Annotated in this window: 25 protein-coding genes and 1 riboswitch; of the genes, 10 read left to right on the top strand and 15 right to left on the bottom strand. The window is 74.4% G+C overall.

Annotation, left to right across the window (positions count from 1 at the left end):
• Positions 1–7: 7 nt before the first annotated feature.
• Positions 8–529, top strand: coding sequence for a tyrosine-type recombinase/integrase (locus ACF1BH_RS10270; protein WP_391641972.1), 522 nt, complete (start codon positions 8–10; stop codon positions 527–529).
• A 3-nt stretch (positions 530–532) separates the two neighbouring features.
• Here ACF1BH_RS10270 and ACF1BH_RS10265 read toward each other — a convergent pair whose 3' ends face one another.
• Entirely contained in the window at positions 533–1,909 is a 1,377-nt protein-coding gene (locus ACF1BH_RS10265; RefSeq protein WP_391641971.1) for a peptidase C39 family protein, read from the bottom strand.
• Between the two features lie 251 nt (positions 1,910–2,160).
• On the opposite strand from ACF1BH_RS10265, the gene ACF1BH_RS10260 reads away from it, so the two are divergent.
• On the top strand, positions 2,161–2,745 hold the full coding sequence (locus tag ACF1BH_RS10260) for a hypothetical protein (RefSeq protein ID WP_391641970.1): 585 nt from the start codon (positions 2,161–2,163) through the stop codon (positions 2,743–2,745).
• Between the two features lie 480 nt (positions 2,746–3,225).
• Positions 3,226–5,103 carry an AAA family ATPase gene (locus ACF1BH_RS10255; RefSeq protein WP_391641969.1) on the top strand — a complete coding sequence of 626 codons (1,878 nt, stop codon included), beginning with the start codon at positions 3,226–3,228 and terminating at the stop codon, positions 5,101–5,103.
• A 49-nt stretch (positions 5,104–5,152) separates the two neighbouring features.
• Here ACF1BH_RS10255 and ACF1BH_RS10250 read toward each other — a convergent pair whose 3' ends face one another.
• The 10 genes from ACF1BH_RS10250 to ribD all read right to left on the bottom strand — a co-directional run bounded on the left by ACF1BH_RS10250 (position 5,153) and on the right by ribD (position 13,827).
• Positions 5,153–6,307, bottom strand: a complete 1,155-nt coding sequence (locus ACF1BH_RS10250; RefSeq protein ID WP_391641968.1) for a hemolysin family protein — start codon at positions 6,305–6,307, stop codon at positions 5,153–5,155.
• Positions 6,304–7,659 carry a hemolysin family protein gene (locus ACF1BH_RS10245; protein ID WP_391641967.1) on the bottom strand — a complete coding sequence of 452 codons (1,356 nt, stop codon included), beginning with the start codon at positions 7,657–7,659 and terminating at the stop codon, positions 6,304–6,306. Before ACF1BH_RS10245 ends, ACF1BH_RS10250 begins: the two co-directional genes overlap by 4 nt.
• A gap of 189 nt (positions 7,660–7,848) precedes the next feature.
• Positions 7,849–8,301 (bottom strand): PH domain-containing protein, encoded by a 453-nt coding sequence (locus tag ACF1BH_RS10240; protein WP_391641966.1) that lies wholly within the window; start codon positions 8,299–8,301, stop codon positions 7,849–7,851.
• Positions 8,302–8,348: 47 nt separating this feature from the next.
• The gene (gene hisG, locus ACF1BH_RS10235) at positions 8,349–9,197 is read right to left on the bottom strand and encodes an ATP phosphoribosyltransferase (protein ID WP_391641965.1); all 849 of its coding nucleotides are present in this window, start codon (positions 9,195–9,197) and stop codon (positions 8,349–8,351) included.
• A gap of 50 nt (positions 9,198–9,247) precedes the next feature.
• Entirely contained in the window at positions 9,248–9,520 is a 273-nt protein-coding gene (locus tag ACF1BH_RS10230; RefSeq protein ID WP_391641964.1) for a phosphoribosyl-ATP diphosphatase, read from the bottom strand.
• A 96-nt stretch (positions 9,521–9,616) separates the two neighbouring features.
• Positions 9,617–10,102 (bottom strand): 6,7-dimethyl-8-ribityllumazine synthase, encoded by a 486-nt coding sequence (ribH, locus tag ACF1BH_RS10225; RefSeq protein WP_391641963.1) that lies wholly within the window; start codon positions 10,100–10,102, stop codon positions 9,617–9,619.
• A gap of 48 nt (positions 10,103–10,150) precedes the next feature.
• Entirely contained in the window at positions 10,151–11,434 is a 1,284-nt protein-coding gene (locus ACF1BH_RS10220) for a bifunctional 3,4-dihydroxy-2-butanone-4-phosphate synthase/GTP cyclohydrolase II (RefSeq protein ID WP_391641962.1), read from the bottom strand.
• Entirely contained in the window at positions 11,431–12,084 is a 654-nt protein-coding gene (locus ACF1BH_RS10215; protein ID WP_391641961.1) for a nicotinamide riboside transporter PnuC, read from the bottom strand. The genes ACF1BH_RS10220 and ACF1BH_RS10215 overlap by 4 nt, the downstream gene beginning before the upstream one ends.
• Positions 12,081–12,698 carry a riboflavin synthase gene (locus ACF1BH_RS10210; protein WP_391641960.1) on the bottom strand — a complete coding sequence of 206 codons (618 nt, stop codon included), beginning with the start codon at positions 12,696–12,698 and terminating at the stop codon, positions 12,081–12,083. Before ACF1BH_RS10210 ends, ACF1BH_RS10215 begins: the two co-directional genes overlap by 4 nt.
• Before the next feature lies 1 nt (position 12,699).
• Complete coding sequence (ribD, locus tag ACF1BH_RS10205; protein WP_391641959.1) at positions 12,700–13,827, bottom strand: bifunctional diaminohydroxyphosphoribosylaminopyrimidine deaminase/5-amino-6-(5-phosphoribosylamino)uracil reductase RibD; 1,128 nt, start codon at positions 13,825–13,827, stop codon at positions 12,700–12,702.
• 151 nt (positions 13,828–13,978) lie between these two features.
• Positions 13,979–14,109, bottom strand: a riboswitch (FMN riboswitch).
• Positions 14,110–14,304: 195 nt separating this feature from the next.
• Here ribD and ACF1BH_RS10200 point away from each other — a divergent pair.
• Positions 14,305–15,078, top strand: a complete 774-nt coding sequence (locus tag ACF1BH_RS10200) for an SDR family oxidoreductase (protein WP_391641958.1) — start codon at positions 14,305–14,307, stop codon at positions 15,076–15,078.
• Between the two features lie 124 nt (positions 15,079–15,202).
• Here the strand turns inward: ACF1BH_RS10200 and ACF1BH_RS10195 are convergent, their stop codons facing one another.
• Positions 15,203–16,564 carry an ROK family transcriptional regulator gene (locus ACF1BH_RS10195; protein ID WP_391641957.1) on the bottom strand — a complete coding sequence of 454 codons (1,362 nt, stop codon included), beginning with the start codon at positions 16,562–16,564 and terminating at the stop codon, positions 15,203–15,205.
• A gap of 227 nt (positions 16,565–16,791) precedes the next feature.
• On the opposite strand from ACF1BH_RS10195, the gene ACF1BH_RS10190 reads away from it, so the two are divergent.
• On the top strand, positions 16,792–18,063 hold the full coding sequence (locus ACF1BH_RS10190) for an MFS transporter (protein ID WP_391641956.1): 1,272 nt from the start codon (positions 16,792–16,794) through the stop codon (positions 18,061–18,063).
• Positions 18,064–18,118: 55 nt separating this feature from the next.
• Here the strand turns inward: ACF1BH_RS10190 and ACF1BH_RS10185 are convergent, their stop codons facing one another.
• Entirely contained in the window at positions 18,119–18,610 is a 492-nt protein-coding gene (locus ACF1BH_RS10185; RefSeq protein WP_391641955.1) for an acyl-CoA thioesterase, read from the bottom strand.
• Positions 18,611–19,108: 498 nt separating this feature from the next.
• Here ACF1BH_RS10185 and ACF1BH_RS10180 point away from each other — a divergent pair, with 498 nt between their 5' ends.
• The 5 genes from ACF1BH_RS10180 to ACF1BH_RS10160 all read left to right on the top strand — a co-directional run bounded on the left by ACF1BH_RS10180 (position 19,109) and on the right by ACF1BH_RS10160 (position 23,266).
• Positions 19,109–19,336 (top strand): hypothetical protein, encoded by a 228-nt coding sequence (locus ACF1BH_RS10180; RefSeq protein ID WP_391641954.1) that lies wholly within the window; start codon positions 19,109–19,111, stop codon positions 19,334–19,336.
• Positions 19,337–19,411: 75 nt separating this feature from the next.
• Complete coding sequence (locus ACF1BH_RS10175) at positions 19,412–19,762, top strand: hypothetical protein (protein ID WP_391641953.1); 351 nt, start codon at positions 19,412–19,414, stop codon at positions 19,760–19,762.
• Between the two features lie 178 nt (positions 19,763–19,940).
• A complete protein-coding gene (locus ACF1BH_RS10170; protein WP_391641952.1) occupies positions 19,941–20,624 on the top strand; it encodes a response regulator transcription factor in 684 nt (227 codons plus the stop codon).
• 2 nt (positions 20,625–20,626) lie between these two features.
• Positions 20,627–21,949 (top strand): ATP-binding protein, encoded by a 1,323-nt coding sequence (locus tag ACF1BH_RS10165; RefSeq protein WP_391641951.1) that lies wholly within the window; start codon positions 20,627–20,629, stop codon positions 21,947–21,949.
• A 411-nt stretch (positions 21,950–22,360) separates the two neighbouring features.
• The gene (locus ACF1BH_RS10160) at positions 22,361–23,266 is read left to right on the top strand and encodes a serine hydrolase (RefSeq protein WP_391641950.1); all 906 of its coding nucleotides are present in this window, start codon (positions 22,361–22,363) and stop codon (positions 23,264–23,266) included.
• Here ACF1BH_RS10160 and ACF1BH_RS10155 read toward each other — a convergent pair.
• Entirely contained in the window at positions 23,232–23,978 is a 747-nt protein-coding gene (locus ACF1BH_RS10155; protein ID WP_391641949.1) for a 4'-phosphopantetheinyl transferase family protein, read from the bottom strand. The two genes, ACF1BH_RS10160 and ACF1BH_RS10155, sit on opposite strands and share 35 nt — an antisense overlap.
• Positions 23,975–24,916 carry an aspartate kinase gene (locus ACF1BH_RS10150; RefSeq protein WP_391641948.1) on the bottom strand — a complete coding sequence of 314 codons (942 nt, stop codon included), beginning with the start codon at positions 24,914–24,916 and terminating at the stop codon, positions 23,975–23,977. The genes ACF1BH_RS10155 and ACF1BH_RS10150 overlap by 4 nt, the downstream gene beginning before the upstream one ends.
• Positions 24,917–24,927: the final 11 nt, after the last annotated feature.

Genomic DNA, 24,927 nt, shown 5'->3' with positions numbered 1-24,927 from the left:
TCGCCCCTTGGTTTCAGGATGTTGGGCAACTCAGGGATGGACAGCGGAGCAGCATCCTAGTCATTCACGGCTCCCAATCGATCCCCGTTCATCCAGCCCACACGAACCTGCCAGTTACTCGTGCGGCCCGGCAAAGTGCGCCACAACCCCTTGCTGGCGAACGACTCCAAGTGTTCGTCCACTTCTGGGAACGCCTCCACCTCCCAGTTCGGCGAGGACCATACTCGACGGTGAGGGCTTGGCCGGTGCGGCGGCGCTCATCCGTGCTTCCTGGGACCGAACCATCAAGCGCCTGGAACTCAGCGCGTACACGCCCCACGATCTCCGCGACAAATGGGCAACCCAGACTTTGACGAATGGATTCGCCCTTCATGAAGTATCCCGTTGGCTCGGGCACCGTTCTATCAAGGTCACGGCCGACCAGTACGGGCACCTCACCCAGGACGGACGGGAGCGTTGCCGCCAGGTGGTGACGACGACCTTCCAGGGTCACCTCCCGGAGGAGATGTCACTCCACCTGACGGCATGACTGCTACTGGATCCCGAGGTCCCGCAGGACGCGGTGCTGAGTTGGTGCTGAGTTCACAGGGAAGTACAGGTAACACACTCCCCCGCTACCGCTCTTGACCTGCCCCTTCGCGTCGTACCGCTTCGTCCGCAGCCAGATGTTCTCGAACTCCCGGCGGCGGTAGACGCGCCGTACCGCCGGGTCGTCCGGGGAGGCGGGGTCGTTGGCGATGACGTCGCCGTCGGGGGTGAAGCCGATGACGGTCATGAGGTGGCCGGCGGTGCCGTAGCCGGCGCCGGTGAGTTCGGTGGCGAGGAAGGACTGGGAGGTGATGACGGGGATGCCGGCGGCGATGAGGTGTTCGGCGTCGGTGAGGGAGGTCAGGCGGGTCACCACGGACTGGAGGCCGGGGTAGGTGGCGGCGTAGGCGGCGTTGAAGGGCCAGTTGCCGCAGCCCTTGTACTGGTTGTCGTAGGTGCGGCGGGCGGCGAGGCAGACCTGGGGATCCTGGTACGAGGGGTCGACCCAGGTGAGGTCCTCGGGGGCGGGGCGGCGGCCCCAGTACTCGACGATCATCTGGGAGGAGGTGGGGCTGCACCACGCCTCGCCGCCGTTGTCGTACTCCGGGTACTGCCCCTTGTGGATCTCCTGGGAGTAACGCGGGACGGGGAGCTCACGGCCGGCGGCCGGGCCGGGGGTGGAGGCCGGGACCTCGAAGCGGGCGGGGATGTCCGAGCCCATCGCGCCGAGCCGGTGGACGGTGGGGGTGGCGGTGGTGCCCGGGGTGCGGTGCAGGGTGAGGCGCAGGACGTAGGCGGTGAAGCGGGTGCCGCCCGCTGTGTCGTCGATCGCCAGGGTGTCGGTGGAGACGCTGCTGCGGCCGTCCTTCTGGTCGTCGACGGAGGTGCGGCGGATGTCCGCGTCGCCGTCGCCGGAGGTCCAGCGGCCCATGACGTACCAGGGCGTCCGGCCGCCGTCGGAGTAGTCGGCGCGGGCCTCGACGGTGATCCAGGTGCCGGGCGGGGTGTGGGCGTTCCAGGCGGCGACGAGTTCGGTGGCCGGGACGGCGAGGGTGTGGCGGGGGCCGGTCCAGGTGGCGTACTCCCAGTCGGCGGTACGACCGGTGTGCGGATCGTGGTACTCGGCGGTCCCGGCGGGCTTCAGCAGACGGATCCCGGCGCGGGCGGACGGCGCCGGGCCGGTCCCGTCGTGGGTGCCGCGCGCCCAGTCGGCGGCGGTGGTCCAGGCGTGGTGATCCACGGTTCTCCTCGGGCGGGCCACCCGCGGCGCGGGCCCGGAGCCCGTGCGGCGCGGCGCGGCGGCCGCGGCGGGGGCCGCGGTGGCCGCGGCCGCGGCGAGTGCGGCGGCGAGGACGGTGCGGCGGGACGCGGAAGGTGTCATCGGGATTCCCCCAGTCGGGTGCGGCGTACGGAAACGCGGGCGGTGCGGACGGCGGGCGGAACACGGTCGGGTGACTCCCGGACGGCGTACACCCGCCGGGCGCCACGGAGGGACGGGCGCCGGGCGCATGGCCGCGGCGCCCGTTCGGGCAGGGATCAACTATCGCCGGTGACCCCACATTTCGGCCAGCGGTCGGACGCGCGTCGTCGAGCCGATGTGAGCGGCGGCCGCGGGGTACGTACGCTGGCGCGATGAACGACACCCTGGCCCCGCTCGCCGCCCGCCTCGCGGCGCTCCCGCCGTCCTGCGGCCCGGTGCGGCTGATCGGGGTGGACGGGCACGCGGGGTCGGGGAAGAGCACCTTCGCCCGGCGGCTGGCCGCGGCGCTCGGCGACGCGCCGGTGGTCCGCACCGACGACCTCGCCTGCCACGCCTGGCTCTTCGGCTGGGCGGAGCGGTTCCGGGAACAGGTGCTGGCGCCGCTGTCGCGGGGCGAGCGGGCGCGGTACGAGGTGTACGACTGGGTGCGCCGGGAGTACGGCGAGGTGCGGGAGGTGGCGCCGGAGCCGGTGGTGCTGGTGGAGGGCGTGGGTGTCGGGCGCCGGGCGCTCCGGCCCCAGCTGGCCTGTCTGTTGTGGATGGAGCTGGCGGACGAGCCGTCCTGGGAGCGGGGGCGGCTCCGGGACGGACCGGCGCTCACCGAGTTCTGGGATGGCTGGATTCCGGCGGAGCGGACGCACTTCGCGGGGGATCCGTCCCGTCCGTACGCCGACCTTCTGGTGCGGCAGGGAGCGGTGGGGTACGAGGTGACCGAGGGGCCCGGTTCGACGACCTGAAGGAACGTCACCTTTACCCTGTGTCACCGGACTTGAAGGACTGACGGGTACCGGGTGGCGAGGACCCGCCGACTGCTCAACTCGGCTTGACCTGGGGGGCGTACAGGACTTACGTTCTTATTGTGCGGCTCACGGAGTCGCCCGCAGACGCGAAGCCCCCGGTTGTTCCCCCGTGATCGGGGGCTTCGTTCTGCCCGGACACCCCTTTTCGCCGCTTCGGGCCCCCTCTCCCCCTCACCCTGGGTCACCGCCCCGTTCGCGCCGCGCGCGCCCCTCTCTGCCCCCTTCCGCGCATCCCCTGTCGCCCCCTACGGCCTGCGGCGACACCCCGGGTACCATGCGAGTCGGTGCCACGGCAGGGGCGTACGAGGGGCCGGTGACGACTGCGGGGCGGCGGCAACTCCCGTACGGCGTACGGTGCTTCGGCGATGGTGTGGCAGCCGGTCGGCGGACACCGGGGCACGTTCTGTGGGGGATGCGATGGACTTGGGTACACCGGGCGCGCCGCCCGCCCCGGCCGAACTCGCCTGGCTGCGCGCGGTCGACGCCTACACCGTCGGCGCGTATCCGCAGGCCGAGGAGGAGTTCCGGGCCGCGGTACGGATGGATCCGACGATGGCCGACGCCTGGCTCGGCCTCCACGCGTTGCGCGCCGACACCTCCACCGCCCTGCTGCGGATGCACCGCCACCGCGACCGCTTCGGGGAACAGCGCGCCCGCCACCGACGTCCGCTCAACTCCTGGTACTGGCTGGGCTGGTGGGTGCAGCCGGTGCTGGAGAGCCGCCGCGATCTGCTGCTCGCGCACGCCTCGCACTGGCTCGACGGCCGCCATGTCGCGGAGCTGGACCAGGCGCTGGCCGGCTGCCCGCCCGTCGACGCCGATCCGCAGGTCCGTTTTCTGCACGCCTGCCGCGCCTACCTCGTCAAGGACTGGGAACAGCTCGTCCGCCACGCCGAACCGCTGCTGGACGATCCGGTGCTGGGCATCGAGGCCGGGCTGTTCGGCGGGATGGCGCGGGTGCGGCTGGAGATGTACGGGCAGGCGGCGCCGCTGCTGTCGGCGGCGCTGATGCGGTGCCGCAGCGAACAGCCGCAGCGCAAGGAGCTGCGGTACTGGCTCGCCCGCGCCCACGAGGGCACCGGCCGCAGCGCCGCCGCCCTCCCCCTCTACCGCGCGGTGCACCGCGTCGATGGGCACTTCATGGACACCGCGGCGCGGCTGGCCACCATCACCCAGGCCGACGGGCTGGAGGAGGGCGGTGACCTCGCGACCGTGCCCGCCGCGGGGCAGGAAGCCGGGCGCGATCCGGACCCGCTCGCACCGCTCGACGCCGTCGACGGGTGGGACGCGGTGCCCGGTGAGCCGGGCTTCCCGGAGGCGGCGGGGGCGGTGCCGGATGCGGCGTCCGCCGCCCGGCGCAAGGCGGCGGTCCCCGGGCAGCGGGCCGCCGGGCGGGCGGCCGGGCCCGCCGACCCCGTTCTGCTGGAGCAGGCGCTGGCGGAGCTGGAGCGGATGGTCGGCATGGAGCCGGTGAAGCGGCAGGTGCGGGCGCTCTCCGCGCAGCTGCGGATGGCCGGGCTGCGCGCCGGGCAGGGCCTGCCGGTGCAGCCGCCCAAGCGGCACTTCGTCTTCTCCGGCCCGTCCGGCACCGGCAAGACGACGGTGGCCCGCATCCTCGGCCGGGTCTTCTACGCGCTGGGCCTGCTGGGCGGCGACCATCTGGTGGAGGCCCAGCGCGCCGATCTGGTCGGCGAGTTCCTCGGTCAGACCGCCGTGAAGGCCAACGAGCTGATCGACTCGGCGCTCGGCGGCGTCCTCTTCGTCGACGAGGCGTACAGCCTCTCCAACACCGGCTACAGCAAGGGCGACGCCTACGGCGACGAGGCGCTGCAGGTGCTGCTCAAGCGGGCCGAGGACAACCGCGACCGGCTCGTCGTCATCCTGGCCGGCTACCCGGAGGGCATGGACCGGCTGCTGGCCGCCAACCCGGGGCTGTCGTCGCGGTTCACCAGCCGGGTCGACTTCCCCAGCTACCGGCCGGGTGAGCTGACCGCGATCGGCGAGGTGCTGGCCGAGGAGAACGGCGACCGCTGGGACGACGAGGCCCGCGACGAGCTGCGCAGCATCAGCAGCCACGTCGTCGACCAGGGCTGGATCGACGAACTCGGCAACGGCCGCTTCCTGCGCACCCTGTACGAGAAGAGCTGCGCCTACCGCGATCTGCGGCTCTCCACCTGGCGCGGCACCCCGGGCCGCGACGACCTCGCCACCCTCCGGCTGCCCGATCTGATCCAGGCGTACGGCGAGGTGCGGTCGGGGCGCGGCCCGGACGCGGCGGGGCCCGCCCCGCTCTGAACCGCGCGGTGCGCGGCGGCGGGACGGGCCCCTGGGCCGGTCGGCCGGATCAGCCGGTCAGCGCGCGGTCCCCGGCGGGGAGTGCGGCGCCCCCGGGCATCTCGGCGCCGGTGGCGTCCGGGGCGAGGGCCGGGACGGGCCCGGCCGCCTCGCGGGCGCCGTGCGCGGGCGACTCGGTACGGTGCGCCGGGTCGTGGACCTCCCCGACCAGCATCTCCAGGACGTCCTCCAGCGCGACGAGACCGAGCACCCGGCCGGTCGGACCGGCCACCGCGGCGAGGTGCGAGGCGGCCCGGCGCATCGCGGTCAGCGCGTCGTCCAGGGGGAGTTCGGCGCGGAGCGTCGTCATCGGGTGCCAGATCCGCTGCGGCACCGCACGGTCCCGCTCCTCCAGGTCGAGGACGTCCTTGACGTGCAGATAGCCCATGTACGCCCCGCCCGGCGCGCAGACCGGGAAGCGGGAGTAGCCGGTGGCGACGGTCAGCTCCTCCACCTGGCGCGGGGTGACCGTCGCATCGACGGTCACCAGCCGGGCCCGGTCGAGGAGGACGTCGGTGACCGGGCGGCTGCCCAGCTCCAGGGCGTCGGCCAGCCGCTCCTGTTCGGCCGGGGCGAGCAGTCCGGCCTGTCCGGCGTCCTCGACGAGATGGGTGAGCTGTTCGCTGGTGAAGACCGCCTCGACCTCGTCCTTCGGCTCGACGCGGAAGAGCTTCAGCCCCCCCTTGGCGCAGGCGCCGAGCAGCGCGGTGACCGGGCGGCAGAGCCGGGCGAAGGCGACCAGGCCCGGGCTGAACCACAGCGCGGTCTTCTCGGGCGCCGCCATCGCCAGGTTCTTCGGCACCATCTCGCCGATGACGAGGTGGAGGAAGACCACCACGGCCAGCGCGATGGCGTAGCCGAGCGGGTGGATCAGCGGGGCGGGCAGGTGGACCGCGGCGAAGAGCGGTTCCAGCAGCCGGGCGACGGTCGGCTCGGCGACGGCGCCCAGCGTCAGGGAGCAGACGGTGATGCCGAACTGCGCGGCGGCCATCATCTGCGGCAGGTTCTCCAGCCCGTGCAGCACCTGCCGGGCCCGCTTGGAGCCCTCGGTGGCCAGCGGCTCGATCTGGCTGCGGCGCACGGAGACGAGGGCGAACTCGGCGCCGACGAAGAAACCGTTGGCGAGGACGAGGAGGACGGCGAGGAGGAGTTGCGCGAAGGTCACCGGACCGCCTCCGCCCCGGCGCCGGCGGTCTCCCGGGCGGCGCCCGCGGGAGCCGTGCGGACGATCCTTATCCGCTCGGCGCGGTGGTGCGCGACCAGCCGCACCCGCAGCCGCCAGCCGTCGAGCTCGGCGGTGTCACCCGGGGCCGGGATCCGGCCGAGTATGTGGGCGACCAGCCCGGCGACCGTCTCGTACGGGCCGTCGGGGGCCGCCAGGCCGATCCGCCGCAGGGTGTCGACGCGGCAGCCGCCGTCGGCGTCCCAGGTGGGGCGGCCCTCCTCGGCGGGGGCCTGGGCCAGCTCGGGCAGGTCCACCCGGTCGTGCTCGTCGCGGACCTCGCCGACCAGTTCCTCGATGATGTCCTCCAGGGTGACGACGCCGGCGGTGCCGCCGTACTCGTCGACGACGACGGCTATCGGCGCCTCGCTGCGCAGCCGCTCCAGCAGCGGGGCGACGGGCAGCGTCGCCGGCACCTGGAGCGGCGGCACCGCGATGCGCGCGGCGGGCGTGCGCAGCCGGTCGGGCGCCGGGACGGCCAGCGCGTCCTTGAGGTGCACCATGCCGACGACCTCGTCGAGGCGGGCACGGTAGACCGGGAAGCGGGACAGGCCGGTGGCGCGGGTGAGGTTGACGACGTCCTCGGCGGTCGCGGACGCCTGGAGGGCGCTGACCCGCACCCGGGGCGTCATGACGTTCTCCGCGGTCAGCTCGCCGAGCGCGAGGGTGCGGACGAAGAGGTCGGCGGTGTCCTGCTCGATGGCGCCGGCCTGCGCGGAGTGCCGGGCGAGGGAGACCAGTTCGCCGGGGGTGCGGGCGGAGGCCAGCTCGTCGGTGGGCTCCACGCCGAGGGCGCGGACGAGCCGGTTGGCGACGGTGTTCAGCAGGGTGATCACCGGGCGGAAGAAACGCGAGAAGGCGTTCTGCGGGCCGGCGACGAAGCGGGCCACCTGGAGCGGCTTGGAGACCGCCCAGTTCTTCGGCACCAGTTCGCCGACGACCATCTGGACGGCGGAGGCGAGGAGCATGCCGGTCACCACCGAGATGCCGGACACGGCGCCGCGGGGCAGCCCGGTCGCGGTCAGCGGCCCGTCGAGGACGGCGGCGAGCGCCGGTTCGGCGAGCATGCCGACGACGAGGGAGGTGATGGTGATGCCCAGCTGCGTGCCGGAGAGCTGGAAGGACAGCTCGCGCAGGGCGGCGACGACGGTGGCGGCACGGCGGTCGCCGTCGTCGGCGGCCCGCTCGGCGTCGGCCTTCTCGACGGTGACGAGCCCGAACTCGGCGGCCACGAAGAAGCCGTTGGCCAGGATGAGGACGAGCGCTGCGGTGAGCAGCAGGAGGGGGCCGGTCATGCCGCCGCCTCCGTCGTATCCGGGGGGTCGGAGGGGGCGGCGCAGGTACTACAGGACGATCCGTCCATTGCTGGAGGGAGTCACTCCTCAGGTCGCAGTGGCCCCGGGCAGGGGCGGGCGCGGAAGCGCGCCGTGGGGAACAGGGTAAACAGGGAGGAGCCGCTTACGGCAGGGCCACCGGACGGCGGGTCAGGCCGTGGCGGGGCCGCCGGTGCCGTGGAGTTCGGCGAGGTCGCGCAGTGCGCGGGCGTCGCGGATGGCCTGCTGGCGGGCGATGCCGGGCTGGATGCCCATCGCGGGCAGGCTGGTGCCGTCGGCGAGGTCGAGGTGGACCCAGGCGTCGCCCTGCCGGAGGTTGACGCGCAGCACCTGGGCCCAGGCCAGTTCGCGGCGGGTGGTGAGGTTGACGACGGTGACGCCCTCCTGCCGGGCGACCACCTTGGGGCGGGCGAGCAGCAGGAGGACGGCGAACACCAGCAGACCGGTGAAGACGAAACTGATCCGCTCCCCGCCGGACAGCTTGGGCAGCGCCACACCGATCGCGGTGAGGGCCGCGAGCTGGGCGAGGCCGACGAGGTACAGGACGGCCCGGGTACGGGTCGGCCGGAAGGTCACCGGCAGGCTGGGCAGGGGCGCGGACACGTCGTGGGTCTTCCGTCGGAGGTGGTGGGGCGGAGGCTGCGGGGCCGTCAGAGGCGGCAGGCGTGGATGCCGGTGGTGAGGATGGCGCGGGCACCGAGGTCGTACAGCTCGTCCATGATGCGCTGGGCGTCCTTGGACGGGACCATCGAGCGGACCGCGACCCAGCCCTCGTGGTGCAGCGGGGAGACGGTCGGCGACTCCAGACCCGGGGTGAGCGAGACGGCCTTCTCGACGTGCTCGACGCGGATGTCGTAGTCCATCATCACGTAGCGGCGGGCGACGAGGACGCCCTGCATCCGGCGGAGGAACTGACGGACCTTCGGGTCGTCGGCGGGGGCGCCGGTGCGGCGGATGACGACCGCCTCGGAGGTGAGGATCGGCTCGCCGATGATCTCCAGTCCGGCGTTGCGCAGCGTGGTGCCGGTCTCGACGACGTCCGCGATGATCTGGGCGACCCCGAGCTGGATGGCGGTCTCGACGGCGCCGTCGAGGTGGACGACGTCGGCGTCCACGCCGTTGTCCGCGAGGTGCTGCTTGACCAGGCCGGAGAAGGAGGTGGCGACGGTCATGCCGCCGAACTCCTTGACGTCGGTGGCGGTGCCCGGGCGGGTCGCGTACCGGAAGGTGGAGCCGGCGAAGCCGAGCTGGAGGATCTCCTCGGCCTGCGAGCCGGAGTCCAGCAGCAGGTCGCGGCCGGTGATGCCGATGTCGAGCTTGCCGGAGCCGACGTAGACGGCGATGTCGCGGGGGCGCAGGAAGAAGAACTCGACCTCGTTCTCCGCGTCGACGAGGACCAGTTCCCGGCGGTCCTTGCGCTGGCGGTAGCCGGCCTCATGGAGCATCGCCGACGCAGGCTCGGACAGTGAACCCTTGTTGGGGACAGCGATGCGCAGCATGAGGTGCTCTTCTTCCTTCGGTGGGTGAGGGGTGACGGGGCGAGCGGGGCTCAGAGGTGGGCGTAGACGTCGTCGAGGGAGATGCCCTTGGCGACCATCATGACCTGGAGGTGGTAGAGGAGCTGGGAGATCTCCTCGGCGGCGGCTGCGTCGGATTCGTGCTCCGCGGCCATCCACACCTCGGCGGCCTCTTCGACGACCTTCTTGCCGATCGCATGGACACCGGACTGCACCAGCTCGGCGGTACGGGAGGTGGTGGGGTCGCCGGTGGCGGCCTTCTGCTGGAGCTCGGCGAAGAGCTCCTCGAACGTCTTCTTGGACATGGTGCTCCATACCCTAGCGGGCATTGTCGCTGTGGCGCGCAGCGCCTCGGGTGAAGGGTGGTGGTGGGCGACGGGCCCCGGGCGGGGCCGGTGCCGTCAGCGCCAGGGTTCGGAGACCGTGCGGAGGGTGGCGGCGGTGGCGACGGCCGCGGTGACCGCCTCGTGGCCCTTGTCCTCGGTGGAGCCGGCGAGTCCGGCGCGGTCCAGGGCCTGCTGCTCGGTGTCGCAGGTCAGCACGCCGAAGCCGATGGGGACGCCGGTGTCGACGGCGACCTGGGTCAGGCCCTGGGTGACGCCCTGGCAGACGTAGTCGAAGTGCGGGGTGCCGCCGCGGATGACGACGCCGAGCGCGACGACCGCGTCGTAGCCGCGTCCGGCGAGGACCTTCGCGACGACCGGCAGCTCGAAGGTGCCGGGGACCCGCAGCAGGGTCGGCTCGTCGATGCCGAGGTCGGTCAGGGCGCGCAGGGCGCCGCTCACCAGGCCGTCCATCACCTGCTCATGCCACTGCGCGGCGATCACGGCGACCCGCAGGTCCCGGCAGTTCTTCACGGTCAGTTCGGGTGCGCCCTTGCCGCTCACGGTTCTCCTCGTACTGGTGGTGGTCTCGGGGGACGGTCGGGAGGTGCGTTACCGCTGGTCCTGGTGGTCGAGCCAGGGCAGGTCGTGGCCCATGCGGTCGCGCTTGGTACGCAGATAGCGAAGGTTGTGTTCCCCGGCCTGGACGGGCATCGGCTCCCGTCCGGCGACGGTGAGGCCGTGGCGCGCCAGGGCGGTGGTCTTGTCGGGGTTGTTGGTCAGCAGCCGGACCGAGCGGACGCCGAGGTCCTGGAGCATCTGGGCGCCGGCCGCGTAGTCGCGGGAGTCGGCGGGCAGGCCCAGTTCGAGGTTGGCGTCGAGAGTGTCGCGGCCGCGCTCCTGGAGTTCGTAGGCGCGCAGCTTGGAGAGCAGGCCGATGCCGCGTCCCTCGTGGCCGCGGAGGTAGATGACCACACCGCGTCCGGCGGCGCTGATCCGCGCCAGCGACGCCTGGAGCTGCGGACCGCAGTCGCAGCGCAGCGAGTGGAAGACGTCGCCGGTCAGGCACTCGGAGTGGACCCGGACCAGGACGTCCTCGCCGTCGCCCAGCTCCCCGGCGACCAGCGCGATGTGCTCGACGCCGTCGACGGTGGAGCGGTAGCCGTACGCGGTGAAGTCGCCGTGCGCGGTGGGCAGCCGGGTGGTGGCCTCGCGGCGGACGGTGGGGGTGGAGCGGCGGCGGTAGGCGATCAGGTCCTCGATGGAGATGATCGCGAGGCCGTGCTTCCGGGCGAACGGCACCAGCTCGGGCAGGCGCAGCATGGTGCCGTCCTCCCCGGCGATCTCCACGATGGCGGCGGCCGGGCGGAGTCCGGCGAGGCGGGCGAGGTCGACCCCGGCCTCGGTGTGGCCGCCGCGGACGAGGACGCCGCCGGGGCGGGCGCGCAGCGGGAAGATGTGGCCGGGGCGGACGAAGTCGCCGGCTACGGAGTCGCCGGAGGCCAGCAGCCGCAGGGTGGTGGCGCGGTCGGCGGCGGAGATGCCGGTGCTCACGCCGTGCGCGTCGGTGGCGTCGACGGAGACGGTGAAGGCGGTCCGCATCGACTCGGTGTTGTGCTCGACCATCTGCGGCAGCGCGAGGCGGTCGAGTTCGGCGCCCTCCATGGGCGCGCAGATCAGGCCGCGGCACTCGCTCATCATGAACGCGACGATCTCGGGGGTGGCCTTCTCCGCGGCGAGGACGAGATCGCCCTCGTTCTCGCGGTCCTCGTCGTCGACGACCACGACGGGGCGGCCGGCGGCGATGTCGGCGACGGCCCGCTCGACGGGGTCGAGGGTCAGGTCGGTGGCGTCGTCGGCGGCGCCGGGCTCGTACCAGCTCTGCAGTGCGGTCATGCCGCGGCTCCTTCCAGGGCGGTGGCGGCGCCGGTGCGCGAGCGCAGCCACCAGTCGCGCAGGCCCCACATGACGAGCGCGAAGTAGACGACGTAGACGAGTCCGGAGAAGGCGAGGCCGCTGCTGAAGGCGAGCGGGACGCCCACCAGGTCGACCAGGAGCCAGGCGAACCAGAACTCGACGAGCCCGCGGGCCTGGGCGACCATCGCGGCGAGCGTGCCGACGAAGATGTACGCGTCCGGCCAGGGGTTCCAGGACAGCTGCGGGACGAGGGTGAAGAGGCCGCCGACGGCGGCGGTACCGGCGGCGGTTCCGGCCAGCAGCAGGCCGCGCTCGCGCCAGCTCGCGAAGCGGACGGCGATGGAACCGTCCTGCGCCTGGCGGCGGCCGCGGCGCCAGGACCGCCAGCCCCACAGGGCGACGACGATGACCAGCAGCTGCTTGCCGACGCCGCCGCTGAGGTGTGCGGAGGCGTAGGCGGCGACGAGGATGACGCCGGAGAGGAACTGCGCGGGCCAGGTCCAAATGGAGCGGCGCCAGCCGAGGGCGAGGGCGGCGAGGCCGATGGTGTTGCCGATCATGTCGGACCAGATGACGTGTTGTCCGAAGAGGGTGAACGCCTCGCCGTTGAGCCAGGTCGGTGCGGTCACCGGACGGCTCCTTCGGATGCGGTGCCGCCCTGGCCGAGCAGCCGCTCGACGTACTTGGCGAGGACGTCGACCTCCAGGTTGACCGGGTCGCCGACCTGCTTGATGCCGAGGGTGGTCAGGGCGAGGGTGGTGGGGATCAGGCTGATGGTGAAGTGGTCGTCGGCGGCGTCGACGACGGTGAGGCTGACACCGTCGACGGTGATCGAGCCCTTCTCGACGACATAGCGCGCCAGCTGCGGCTCCAGCGTGATCTTCACGATCTCCCAGTGCTCGCCGGGGATCCGCTCGGTGATCGTGCCGGTGCCGTCGACATGGCCCTGGACGAGGTGGCCGCCGAGGCGGCCGCCGAGCGCCATCGGGCGCTCCAGGTTGACGCGGGAGCCGGTGGCCAGCGCGCCGAGGCTGGAGCGTTGCAGCGTCTCGGCCATCACATCCGCGGTGAACTCGCCGTCCGCGGTGTCCACGACCGTCAGACAGACGCCGTTGACGGCGATCGAGTCGCCGTGCCGGGCGCCGTCGGTGACGACGGGGCCGCGCAGCCGGAAGCGGGAGGAGTCGCCGAGGTTCTCGACGGCGGTGACCTCACCCAGTTCTTCGACGATTCCGGTGAACACGTCAGATCTCCTCGTGCGGGGTGTGGCGGACGGGGGTGGCGGTGATCCGCAGATCGGGGCCGAGGCGCACGGTCTCGGTGACATCGAGTCGCAACGCGTCGGTGAGGGTGGTGATTCCGGCGTCGCCGACGGCGGCGGGCCCGGCGCCGAGCAGGACCGGCGCGAGATAGGCGACGACCTTGTCGACGGCGCCCGCGGCGAGGAACGCCCCGGCGAGCGTCGGCCCGCCCTCCAGCAGGACGGAGCGGACGTCGCGGGCGTACAGCTCGTGGAGTAGGGCGGTGATGCGCAGACCGCGGCCGGTGTCGGCCCGTGGCAGCCGTACCAGGGGCGCGAGCCCTTCGAGGTGGGCGGCGTCCGCGTCCTCGGCGACGGCGATCAGGGTGGGCGCGGTGCCGTCCAGGACTCGGGCGCCGGGCTTGACGGCCGTGGCGCCGGAGTCGACGACGACCCGCAGCGGCTGGGTGACCTCGTCGTCGGTGAGGCCGGTGACGCGGGCGCCGAGCTGCGGGTCGTCGGCGCGGGCGGTGCCGGAGCCGACGACGACGGCGTCGGCCCGGGCGCGCAGCCGGTGGACGTCGGCGCGGGACTCGGCCGAGGAGATCCAGCGGCTGGTGCCGTCGGCGGCGGCGATCCGGCCGTCGAGGGTGGCGGCGTACTTCCACAGGACGAAGGGGCGGTGGAGCCGGACGGAGGTGAGCCACGCCTCGTTGACCGCGGCGGCCTCGTCGGCGAGGAGTCCGCTCTCGACGTCGACCCCGGCGTCCGCGAGGGTGGCGGCGCCGCCGGTCGCGGTGGGGTTGGGGTCGGGGACGGCGTAGACGACGCGGGAAACCCCGGCGTCGATGAGGGCGCGGGCGCAGGGTCCGGTGCGGCCGGAGTGGTTGCAGGGCTCCAGCGTGACGAGTGCGGTGCCGCCGCGGGCCCGCTCACCGGCTTCCGCCAGGGCGTGGACCTCGGCGTGCGGGCCACCGGCGCGCCGGTGCCAGCCTTCGCCCGCGGTGCGGCCTTCGGCGTCGAGGATGACGCAGCCGACGACGGGGTTGGGGCTGGTGTGCCCGAGCCCGTGGGCGGCGAGTGCGATGGCGCGGCGCATCGCCGCGGTCTCGACGGGGGCTTGAGTGGCCACCGGGTCCTCCTGCCTCTTCGGGCACGGACTCCGGGGCTGCCTGGACGGCAGAAGCGGAAACGAACGACGGCACACACACCGCGGAAAAAGGGGAAGCCGCCCGGAAAACGCACCGGACGCACCACCTGCGGCGGTCACCGAAGCTCGCCCGCCGCGCACTGCCTCCCATCCGGACTTTCACCGTCGGTGCAGGAATTTCACCTGCTCAACCGGCCGCTGGCTGCGGACGGGTCGCGGACTGTTACCGCCGGTTCGGAATTACACCGACCCCGGAGTGCGCTGCTGCTTGTTTCAGTACACGGCCAGTGTGCCACGGCTGATCGTCGGCCATGCGGGCGAACCCTGTGGGGTGCCTCACAAGCTTCGGCGACCACCGGTTTCCGGGGCGTGCCGGACCTGGAATGGATGTCACACCTACGACGGACCCGCCGTGGGTACGGCGCTCCTCACCCTTACGACCTCAAGGAATGATCCGCGATGGCGACTCTTCTGGTGACCGGCGGTACGGGCACGCTCGGCCGGGCCGTCGTCGGCCGGCTGCTCGACGCCGGCCACGACGTGCGCTCGCTGAGCCGGCGGCTCCCCGCCGGACCGACCGTCCCGGGGCTCCGTCCGTACGCGGTGGACCTGCGCGACGGCGTCGGGCTGGCGGAGGCGGTGGCGGGCGTGGACACGGTGGTGCACTGTGCGTCCACGCCGGCGGGCGGGGACGAGGAGGCGGCGGACCATCTGCTGGCCGCGGCGGAGGCCGCCGGGGTGCGGCATCTGGTCTACGTCTCGATCGTCGGGGTGGGCGGCATCCCGCTCGGCTACTACCGCACCAAGCGGGTGGTGGAGCGGATGGTCGAACAGTACGGCCCCGGCTGGACGATCCTGCGGACGACGCAATTCCACGACCTGGTGCTCCGGCTGGTGAAGGCGGGCGCCCGCTCCCCGCTGCTGCCGTACCCGTCGGGGGTGCGCGTCCAGCCGATCGAGGTACGCGAAGTGGCGGTGCGGCTGGCCGAGTTGGCGCTCGACGGGCCCGCCGGGCGGGTCGGCGACATGGGCGGCCCGCAGATCTTCGACGCCCGGGACCTGATCCGGCTCACCCTGCGGTACGGCGGCCGGCGGCGCCTGGCGGTCCCTCTGTGGCTCCCCGGCCGCACGATGGCGGGCTTCCGCGCGGGCGAGAACCTGGCCCCGGGTCATGCGGTCGGGGTACGGACGTACGAACAGTTCCTGAAGGAGCGGGCGGGGTGGCGGGTGTGAGGGGTGCGCGGGGCGGGCCGGCCCGGGCCTCGCCTCCCCCGGACCGGCGGTTCCGGGGCGAACTCCGCACCCTTCGGGCCGACGGCTCCTGGCGGGGCGGGGACCGGCCCGACGGTCCGGGCGGTCAGTGGGGCGGTTCGGCGGGCCCCGGGAACAGGGCGTTCTGGGCCGCGTCCATCGCCGTCAGGACGGCGCCGCGCAGCACACCGCGGCCGCCCGCCGTCCCGGCCCGCACCTCGGTGGCGAGCGGGGAGATCCGGGCGAGCTGTGCGGCGACCCGGCGGGCGAATTCCGGTCCCCCGGCCCGGCCGACCTCGCCGCCCAGCACCACACAGCCGGGGTCCAGGACGGCGCTCACCGCGGCCACCCCGAGGGCGACCCGGGCGGCGAGGTCGTCGAGGAACACGGCACCGTCGGGCCGTTCGACGGCGGCCCGCATCAGGGCCTCGGCGGCGGTGACGTAGGCATCGGGGGCGTCGGGCCCGTCGGCTCCGGGGGCGGCGGGCCCGGGCGTGTCGGCCCCGGGCTCCGGGGGCGCGGTGGCGGCGGCCGGCGCCCCACCGCCGGACGTACCGGCCGCGTCCGGGTCCTGGTCCGGGTCCGGGCCCAGGCCCGGGTCCGGCAGGCCGATGCCGTACTCCGCGGCCAGCCGGACCACCGCCCCCGACCCGGCGAGGGAGTGGAAACCGCCGCTGCAACCGTGCGACGAGGGCAGGCCGCCGGTGCCGGGGACGGGAAGGAAGCCGATCTCGCCCGTGCCTCCGGAGGCGCCGCGGCGGAGGCGGCCGTCGAGGACCACGGCAGCGCCCGTGCCCTGCCCCAGCCAGAGCAGGACGAAGGTGTCCCGCTCGCGGGCCGCGCCGTCGCGGGCCTCGGCCACCGCGGCGAGGTTGACCTCGTTCTCCAACAGGACCGGCGTGCCGGACTCCTCGAAGGCGCTCACCACCGCGTGGTGCCAGCGGGGGACCCAGTCCGTCCCGCCGATCCGGCCGCTCTCCGGGTCGATCAGACCGGGGGCGCCGATGGCGATGGTGTGCGGTGCGGTGGCGCCCGCGGCGGCCAGCGCCTCGTCGACCGCGCGGCGGGTGGCCCGGACGGCGTGCAACGGCGGTGCGTGCTCCGCGAGCGGCACGGTGCGTTCGGCGCGGATCTCGCCGAGCAGGTCGGCCACGGCGATGCTGACACCGTGGTCGCGCAGATCGAGGGCGAGGAGATGGGCACGGTCGGCGACGATGCCGAACAGCCGGGCGTTGGGGCCGCGCCGCTGGGCGCCGCTCTCCCCGACGACGGCGATCAGACCGGCCGCCCGGAGCCGTTCGACGAGGTCGGCGACGGTCGGGCGGGACAGTCCGGTCAGCTCCCTGAGCCGGGTCGCCGTCAACGGACCCTCGTCCTGGAGGAGTTGCAGGGCCAGACGGTCGTTGATCCGCCGTGCGGTGGCGGGAGAGGCGGTCCGGCCGACGGCTTCGCTGCGCGGTGCGTGCATGGCGGGGATCCTTCCAGAAACCGTCAACCCGGCGAACGGCCTGTGGACAACGCACAGGGGGTTGACGGACCGTCACCGGGACGCCGGACGGGTACGCGTTCCGGGAGTCCGCGGCGGGCGTGCCGGGGGTGTTCCACGGGCGAGGGCGCGGCCTCCGCGCAGACGCCCAACAGCGGCTATGCGCGGGCCTCTTATTAACAGGCAGGGTTCCTGATAGTTTGCGCGCCATGGTCGGCAACGGTGCCCCTCACGACATCCCTCCACCAGCCGCGGCACTGCGCCGCGCCCGGTGGGCCATCTCTCTGGTCTTCCTCGTACACGGCTCGGTGACCGGCAGCTTCGCCACCCGGGTGCCCTGGATCCAGGAGCACACCGGGATCGGTGCGGGGCAGCTCGGCCTCGCCCTGGCCTTCCCCGCGATCGGCGCCTCGTTGGCGATGCCGCTCGCCGGGCGGATCAGCCACCGCTTCGGCGCCCGTACCGCGCTGCGCGGTCTGCTCGCCCTGTGGACCCTGTCGCTGATCCTCCCGGCCCTCTCCCCCGGCCTGTACACGCTCTGCCCGGCGCTGCTGGTCTACGGCGCGAGCGCGGGCATGTCGGACGTGGCGATGAATGCGCTGGGCGTGGCGACGGAGGACCGGCTGGGGCGGTCGATCATGTCGGGGCTGCACGGTATGTGGAGCCTCGGCGCGCTGCTCGGCTCGGCGGCGGGCACGGTGGCCGCACATGCCGGTACGGATGCCCGGCTGCATCTGGGCGCCACGGCCCTCCTACTGACCCTCGCGGGCGCGCTGGCGTGCGGCGGGGTGCTGGACCTGCGGGGCGCCGCGGATGCGCCCGCGCCGCCGCGTTTCGCGCTGCCGCCGAAGTCGGCGCTGGTCATCGGGGCGGTCGGGTTCTGCGCGGTGTTCGCCGAGGGCGCCAGCCTGGACTGGTCCGCGGTCTATCTGCGGGACGTCCTCGGGACGGGCGCGGGCCCCGCGGCCGCCTCCACCACGGCGTTCGCCTGCACGATGGCCGCGGCACGGCTGGCGGGCGACCGGGTGGTGGCCCGCTTCGGCCCGGTGCGGACCGTGCGGTGCGGCGGCATCCTCGCCACGGCGGGCGGTCTTCTCGTGGTCGCCGCCCCCCACCCGGTGGTGGCGATGGCGGGGTTCGCGCTGGTCGGGCTGGGGATCGCGGTGGTGGTACCGCTGGCGTTCGCGGCCGCGGGCCGTAGCGGTCCCGCCCCCAGCCAGGCCATCTCCGGCGTCGCGACGATCACCTATACCTCGGGCCTGATCGCGCCGTCCACCATCGGCGGCATCGCTCAGGCAACCTCCCTGACGATGTCGTTCGGGCTGGTGACGGTCCTGGCCGCGGGAGTGATCGTGGGCGCCCGGGTGCTGCGCCTGCCGTCCCTCCCGGCACCGGCGGCGACGGCGGAGGCCCGTGCCGCGACGGAGCTCCCGGCCGCGGCGGAGAACTCGGCCACGGCGGAGGCGCCGCCGCAGCCGTGACGGTGCCGGGGCCGTCCGCTCCGCGGGCTGCCCCCGGCACCGGTGTCCGGCCGGGTCAGGCCGCTTCGCCCTCCGGCAGCGTCTCGTCCGGCGCGGGACGGAGGAGTTCCGCGGCGAGGGTGCGGGCGCGGTCCGACCACGGGGTGGGGCGGAGGGCGTGCGGGTCGACGCGGACGATCACGCGGTGGCCGTGGGCGTAGGTCTCGGTGCCGTCGGCGGAGCAGATCCGGAAGCCGTAGGTCATACCGGTCCGGCCGAGACGTTCGATCCAGAGGTGGGCGGCGTAGCCACCGGGGCGGGTGATCGGGCGCTCGTAGGAGACCTTCAACTCCTTGATCACGTTGCACATGTCGCTCGCGGCCGCCCAGTCGCCCTCGAAGGTGAAGCCGTGGCGGTGCCAGTGGTCGGCCCAGGCGCGTTCGGCCAGCACCGGGTAGCGCGAGTTGTGGAGCATGCCCAGGGCGTCGAGGTCGTCGAAGTGGACGATGACGGGGACCAGTTGCCCGAACGGGACGGGGCGGGCGGACTGGAGGGGTTCGACGCTCACGGGTGATGCTCCTGGGTGGTGCTGTGCAAAATGGCAGGAAACCATCGTAAGCGGCTGCTTACGGTGCCTTGTCCGGCGGGGCCCCGACGCCCCGGAGGCAGCCGCCCCGCCCGGCCGCGATGCCCGGGAACACCGGGCCGGAGCGGGGCGTGACGGTCCGCGGCGCCGGGGCGGGCCACCGGCCCGCGAGGACGTTCCCGTACGGATCTCCCGGCCGGGCCGATGGCGAGATCCCGCCCCTCCCGGGGCGCCTCCCGCGGCGGGGGCGCTCTCCGGCGCCGTCCGCCGGCTCGGTCCGCGCGGCCGGTCGCCGGCACCGTGACGCCGGCCGATCTCGCGTGTGCCGGCACCGGGGCGCGTACGGAACCGACGGCGCGCCCACCCGACGCCCCCACGCCCCGCCCACGGCGCCCCCGAAGAGCTGCGCCTCTGTACCGACACGCGTCCGGCCGACCGGCCGGCGGAGCGGCTGCACGAGACCCCCACGGTCGCCGGGCTGTGCACCCAGGGCGCCTCTTCCGGGGGCCGCTCGCCGCGCTCCGCGACGACGAACCGCCGCTGCGCGAACAGTTCGACCACCGGTGGTCCCAGGACCATGCATGGTGCCTCGGTGCGGACGTCGATCTGGGGAGCAGCTTCCTCGGCGGCGGCGAGGAGCGCGTCGCGGAGATCGTGGCCTGCCCGGAGCTGGCGGCGTTCCGCGTCGAACCCGACCAGCACACCTGAGGCACACCGCGGGCCCCGGGGACCGGTCACCAGGGTGGCCCCGTACCACCGGAGGCCGGTCACTAGGGTGGCCCCATGCCACTCGTCGAGATCACCTACGCGTCCCGGGTCCCCGGGGCGACGCTGCATCATCTCGGTTCGGTCCTCCCGCACTTGGTGTCGGAGGCGGTGGAGTGCCCCGAGGAGCCCTACGACGGGGATCTGCGGCCCGGCGACGTCGAGCTGCGCTTCCGGCCGCTGGGGCCGTACGACCGCAGCGGCCTGGACGTCGTGATCGAGGTGCGGTCGAAGTGGTTCGAGAGCCGGGCCGCCAACCGTCAGGAGCGGGTGGACCAGCTGTACGACGGCGTCGCCGCCGCGACGGGGCTGGAGGATGTCGGCGTCTACCTCTCGCTGCCGGTCGCGGCGTGGTCCCAGGGGGACTGAGCGGGAGGCGCGCCTCGGGGCGGAGGCGGCCGGTTCCTTTCAGGAAGGCTTCCTGAAACGAACCGGCCACCCCGGCCACCCCGCCGACGCCCGGTGGCCACACCACCGGCCCACTCCACCGGCCCGCCGCTCCCCCGTCCGCGGATGCGCCCCCAAGGCGCGTACGTACCATGAATTTGTGGCACGCATCGTGCTTGTGGAGGACGACGAGACCATCGGTGACCGCCTCGCCAGGACGCTGCGCGGTCTGGGACACGAGAGCACCTGGTGTCCCGACGCGGCCTCGGCGCGGGCCCGGGCGGCGCTCGGGCCGGCCGATCTGGTGCTGCTGGACCTGGGGCTGCCGGACGCCGACGGTTTCGAACTCTGCCGGGAGCTGCGCGAGCGCCTGCCGGGCGCGGTCCTCGTGGTGCTGAGCGCCCGTACCGGTGAGATGGACGTCATCCAGGCGCTGGAGTCGGGCGCGGACGACTACCTCACCAAACCGTTCCGCCTCGCCGAGTTGCAGGCCCGGCTCGCCGCGCATCTGCGGCGCGCCGCACCCGACGGTTCGGCCGTGGCGGCCCGGCCGCTGCGCCACGGGAAGCTGGAGATCGACCGCGCGGCCCGCCGGTGCCTGACCCCGGAGGGCGAGACGGAGCTGCGGCCCAAGGAGTTCGACCTGCTGGTCCGCCTCGTCACGTCCAGCGGGCAGGCGGTGAGCCGGGAGGAGCTGATGAGCGACGTGTGGGACGAGAACTGGTTCGGCCCCACCAAGACGCTCGACGTCCATGTCGCCGCGCTCCGCCGCAAGCTCGGCGGGATGATCAAGATCACCACGCTGCGCCACTACGGCTACCGCCTCGAACCGCCGACGGGCTGACCGTGCGCCGCCGCATCCTCCAGGCGAGCGTCATCGCGGTGGTCTGCGCGATCCTGCTGTTCTCGGTGCCCCTGGGGGCGGCGATCCTCCGGCTCTACCAGCAGGACGAGGTGCAGCACCTCCAGCAGGTCGCCGCCCGGGTGGCGGTGAACGTCCCGGCCGATGTACGGGGCCAGTGGGATCCGCTGGAGCTGCCGCCGCTGCGGCCCGGTACGCATGTCGGGGTCTACGACTCCGAAGCCCATCTCGTACGGGCGTCCGGCCCGTTGCGTGCCGCCGGCCCGGCCAACGGCGATCTGCCGGTGCAGGAGGCCCTGCAGGGCTCGGTCTCCTCGCACCGGGTCGGGAGCAGGGTGGTCGCCGCGGTCCCCGTGGGCACCTCGGAGCAGGTCCGGGCCGTGGTGCGGGTCAGCTCCCCGGCCGACGGACCGCTCCGCCGGGCGGCCGTGACCTGGGCCGGGATGCTGGCGCTCGCGGCGGTGGCGGTCGGCGTCGCGGTCGCGCTGTCGTTCCGCTCCAGCCGCAGTCTGGCCCGGCCGCTGGAGGAGCTGGCGACGACCGCCGCGCGCCTGGAGGAGGGCGATCTGACCGCGCGCGCCGCCGTCACCGGGCTGCCCGAGGCGGACGACGTGGCCCGCGCGCTCAACCGTGCCGCGCAGCGGGTGGCGGAGCTGCTGCGCCGGGAGCGGTCGTTCAGCACCGACGCCTCGCACCAGCTGCGGACCGCGCTGACCCGGGTGCGGCTGGAGCTGGAGTCGGTGCCCGCCGACGCGCCGCCGGAGGCCGCGCGGGCGGCGACGGATGCCGCGCTGGCCTCGCTGGGCGACATGGAGGCGACGCTCGGGGCGCTGCTGGACCTGGCGCGGGACGTGCCCGAGCGGGCACCGCTCGACGTGGGCGCGCTGCTGGCCGAGGCGGAGCGGCGCTGGCGGGACGAGTTGGGGGCCGCCGACCGCCCGCTGCGGATGACGGTCGAGGAGGATCTGCCCGAGGCGGTCGGTTCGGCGCGCGCCGGGCGGCAGGTGCTCGACGTCCTGCTGGCCAACGCGGTGGCGCACGGCACGGGCGCGGTGACGGTCGTCGCGCGCGACGCCTCCGGGGTCGTCGCGGTGGACGTGGCGGACGAGGGCCCGGGGCTGCCCGAGGGGCTGGACGTCTTCGCCCGGCGCCAGGAGAACGACTCGGCCACCGGCCACGGCATCGGCCTCGCCCTCGCCCACTCGCTGGTGGAGGCCGAGGGGGGACGTCTCATGGTCACCCGGCGGACCCCGTACGCCCGGTTCACCTGGCTGATCGCCCGCGGGGGTCCGGGCTCCGAGGAGTGAACGGGGCGGCGTCCCGGGGGTGACCCCGGCGCTCCGCACAGGGGCGCGACGGCTGTGCCGGCCCCTGGGGCCCGTCGCCCCGGCGGCTCCGCCCGGCTTCGCCGTCGGCGCATCTCACACCGGTCCCGCCGGGCGGGTGGCGCACCTCACCTCTCCGAGCTGCACCGATCGCGCCGTTTGCCCCTTATCGTCGGCCATGACCGGTTGTGGACGTGCGCCTCCCCGTCTCCGTGTACGTCGCTCCGTACGGCCTCCGTGCGGACCGCCGGTGTCCGCCGTCTCCCGGTGTGGTCCGGGCAGACGTCTGCCCCGGGCGCCCCGTCCGCCGGTCCGATCCGGCCGGTGCGGCGCCGGTTCCCTGCCCCGCGTGGTGCATGGGGTGCCCGGCTCCTCAGCGAACAGGATTTCTCCATGCCCCGCTCCCGTCCCTCCCGCCGCGCCCGGGCCGTCGCCGTGACGGCCGGCGTACTGCTCACCGCGCTCGGCGCCGCCGCCCCTGCCCTCGCCGTCACCGGGATCCATCCGTCCGGCGGCGCGCGGCACGGCTCGGTCGCCGTGGACGGCGACCGGGTCGTGTGCACCTCCGGTACGCCGGGCCTCGCGCCGGCGCTCTCCCGGGACATCGCGGGCGCGTTCCGGGGGCGCGCGGACACCCAGGCGCTGGCCCTCTACGACGCGTCCACGCAGACCAGCTGCCGGTTCCGGGCCGATGCCGCCTTCGACTCGGCGAGCGTGGTGAAGGTGACCGTCCTCGGCGCGCTGCTGCGGCAGGCCCAGGAGGCGCACCGGCCGCTCACCGAGCAGGAGGGGCGACTGGCCACCGCGATGATCACCAAGTCGGACAACGCCGCGACCAACGCGCTGTGGCGGCAGGTCGGGCCCGACGGCATCCAGCGCTTCCTCACCCTGGCCGGGATGGCGCACACCCGGCCGGACGACGGTCCGTCCTGGGGCCTGACCCAGATCACCGCCGACGACCAGCTCACCCTGATGCGGCTGCTGACGCACGACAACGACGTCCTCGGGCCGGACGCCCGGTCGTACGCGCTCGGGCTGATGCGGCATGTCGCCCCCGACCAGCGGTGGGGCGCCCCCGCCGGGCATCCGGCCGACGCCACCTCCCAGGTCAAGAACGGCTGGCTGCCGCGGTCCACCGACGGCTGGCGGGTGCACAGCGTCGCCGCGTTCACCGGCGGCGGCCACGACTACGGTCTCGCCGTCCTCTCCCGTGCCAACCGCACCATGGACTACGGCATCGCCACCATCGAGGCGGCGTCCCGCGTCATCCACCGCGACCTGGACGCCGCCAACGACTGACCGCCCGCTCCCGGTACGCACAGGCCGCGACGGCCGCCGGTACGCCGCCGAGCGGCAGGTCCACCACCCGCCACGGACCGCTCCGCACAGGCTCCGGGCCCGCCCCCATCCACACCTCGGCGGGCCCGGAGACGAAGCCGGTGCCGACGCCCTTGAGGTACGCCTCCTTACGGGTCCAGCAGCGGACGCACGCCGTGGGGCGCTCCGCCGCCGGCAGGGCGGCCAGCTCCGCGCGCTCGCCGGGGTGCAGCAGCCGGGCGACCTCCGCGGCGCCGGACGCGGAAGGCACCGCCGCCGCGTCGACGCCCACCGGCGCGTCCCCGAAGGCGAGCAGGACGGGCCCGCCGCCGCGGGAGAGCGAGAAGTACAGCGGCGCGTCCACCACCAGCGGTCTGCCGTGCGGGGCGCCGCAGTGCGGACACCGCTCCCGCACGAAGGTCACCGCGGCCGGGGCGCGCCCCAGGTAGGCGCCGAGCAGTTCGCGGAGGAGCAGGTGGGCGGCGGTGTAGCGGGTCCGGGCCGGGGCCGGGCGGAGGGCCGCGGCGCGGCGGCGTTCGGCGGCGGCGAGCACCGCGGCGGCCGTGTCCGGGCCGCGGGCGCGCAGATATCCGGCGGCGTCCGGCAGCAGCCACACCTCCGGGGCGCCCGGGGGCGGCGCGCCGTCGGGGAGCGGGTCGCGGCCGACGGTGCGGACCGCCGGGGCCCGGCTCATCCGGCAGCCTTCCGGCCGCCGCCGGTGTGCGCGGGGATCAGCGGCAGGGGGGCGGGGGCCGGCCGGCCGTTGCCCGCCGGGACGCCCGGCAGCGGCTCCCCGCCGCCCCCGGCCGGACCGGCGTACGCCCGGCCCACCACGGCCCGCGGCACCGTCGGGCCGGACACGCCGGACACGCCGGACACGCCGGTCGCGGCGGGGACCGGCGAGGCGGACATCACCGTGCCGGGCCGGTCGTGGAAGGACGACCTGACGTGCACGGTCACCCCGTACCGGGCCGCGTACTCCACACCGCGCGGCGCCAGCACCCTGGCACCGTCGGCGGCCAGCCGCCGCATCGCCGCGTAGGTGACATGGCGCAGCAGCCGGGCCGACGGGACGGTGCGCGGGTCGGCGGTGTAGACGCCGTCGACGTCGGTGCAGATCTCGCAGATGTCGGCCTTCAGGGCCGCGGCGAGGGCGATGGCCGTGGTGTCGGAGCCGCCCCGGCCCAACGTGGTGACCTCGCCGGTCTCGCGGCAGCGGCCCTGGAATCCGGCGACGAACGGGATCTCCCCACGGTCGAGCGCCAGCCGTATCCGGCGCGGTTCGACCGCGACGATACGGGCGTCGCCGTGGACGGTGGTCGTCAGGACACCGGCCTGCGGTCCGGTGAACGAGCGGGCGGGGACACCGAGCGCGGTGACGGCCATCGCGCTCAGCGCGTTGGCGACCTGCTCGCCCGCCGTCAGGACGAGGTCGAGTTCGCGGGGTACGGGGTCGGGGCTCACCTCGCCCGCCAGGTGGAGCAGCTCCTCGGTGGTGGCGCCCATCGCGGAGACCACCACGACGACGTCGTTGCCGGCCTGGTGTGCCGCGACGACACGGGCGGCGACCCGGCGGATCCGCTCCGGACTCCCCACCGAGGTCCCGCCGTACTTCTGGACGATGAGCGCCATGGTGGCTCCTT

Source organism: Streptomyces sp. NPDC014733, from assembly GCF_043083385.1.
Classification (GTDB): domain Bacteria; phylum Actinomycetota; class Actinomycetes; order Streptomycetales; family Streptomycetaceae; genus Streptomyces.
This window is presented reverse-complemented; position numbering and strand designations above follow the sequence as displayed.

What these genes read in the sequence shown, in the direction of transcription:
- ACF1BH_RS10220 (WP_391641962.1), bottom strand. Translation starts at nt 11,434, where the DNA reads ATGACCGCACTGCAGAGCTGGTACGAGCCCGGCGCCGCCGACGACGCC.
- ACF1BH_RS10175 (WP_391641953.1), top strand. Translation starts at nt 19,412, where the DNA reads ATGCCACTCGTCGAGATCACCTACGCGTCCCGGGTCCCCGGGGCGACG.
- hisG (WP_391641965.1), bottom strand. Translation starts at nt 9,197, where the DNA reads ATGCTGCGCATCGCTGTCCCCAACAAGGGTTCACTGTCCGAGCCTGCG.
- ACF1BH_RS10230 (WP_391641964.1), bottom strand. Translation starts at nt 9,520, where the DNA reads ATGTCCAAGAAGACGTTCGAGGAGCTCTTCGCCGAGCTCCAGCAGAAG.
- ACF1BH_RS10195 (WP_391641957.1), bottom strand. Translation starts at nt 16,564, where the DNA reads ATGCACGCACCGCGCAGCGAAGCCGTCGGCCGGACCGCCTCTCCCGCC.
- ACF1BH_RS10160 (WP_391641950.1), top strand. Translation starts at nt 22,361, where the DNA reads ATGCCCCGCTCCCGTCCCTCCCGCCGCGCCCGGGCCGTCGCCGTGACG.
- ACF1BH_RS10260 (WP_391641970.1), top strand. Translation starts at nt 2,161, where the DNA reads ATGAACGACACCCTGGCCCCGCTCGCCGCCCGCCTCGCGGCGCTCCCG.
- ACF1BH_RS10190 (WP_391641956.1), top strand. Translation starts at nt 16,792, where the DNA reads ATGGTCGGCAACGGTGCCCCTCACGACATCCCTCCACCAGCCGCGGCA.
- ACF1BH_RS10255 (WP_391641969.1), top strand. Translation starts at nt 3,226, where the DNA reads ATGGACTTGGGTACACCGGGCGCGCCGCCCGCCCCGGCCGAACTCGCC.
- ACF1BH_RS10265 (WP_391641971.1), bottom strand. Translation starts at nt 1,909, where the DNA reads ATGACACCTTCCGCGTCCCGCCGCACCGTCCTCGCCGCCGCACTCGCC.
- ACF1BH_RS10150 (WP_391641948.1), bottom strand. Translation starts at nt 24,916, where the DNA reads ATGGCGCTCATCGTCCAGAAGTACGGCGGGACCTCGGTGGGGAGTCCG.
- ACF1BH_RS10155 (WP_391641949.1), bottom strand. Translation starts at nt 23,978, where the DNA reads ATGAGCCGGGCCCCGGCGGTCCGCACCGTCGGCCGCGACCCGCTCCCC.
- ACF1BH_RS10245 (WP_391641967.1), bottom strand. Translation starts at nt 7,659, where the DNA reads ATGACCGGCCCCCTCCTGCTGCTCACCGCAGCGCTCGTCCTCATCCTG.
- ACF1BH_RS10200 (WP_391641958.1), top strand. Translation starts at nt 14,305, where the DNA reads ATGGCGACTCTTCTGGTGACCGGCGGTACGGGCACGCTCGGCCGGGCC.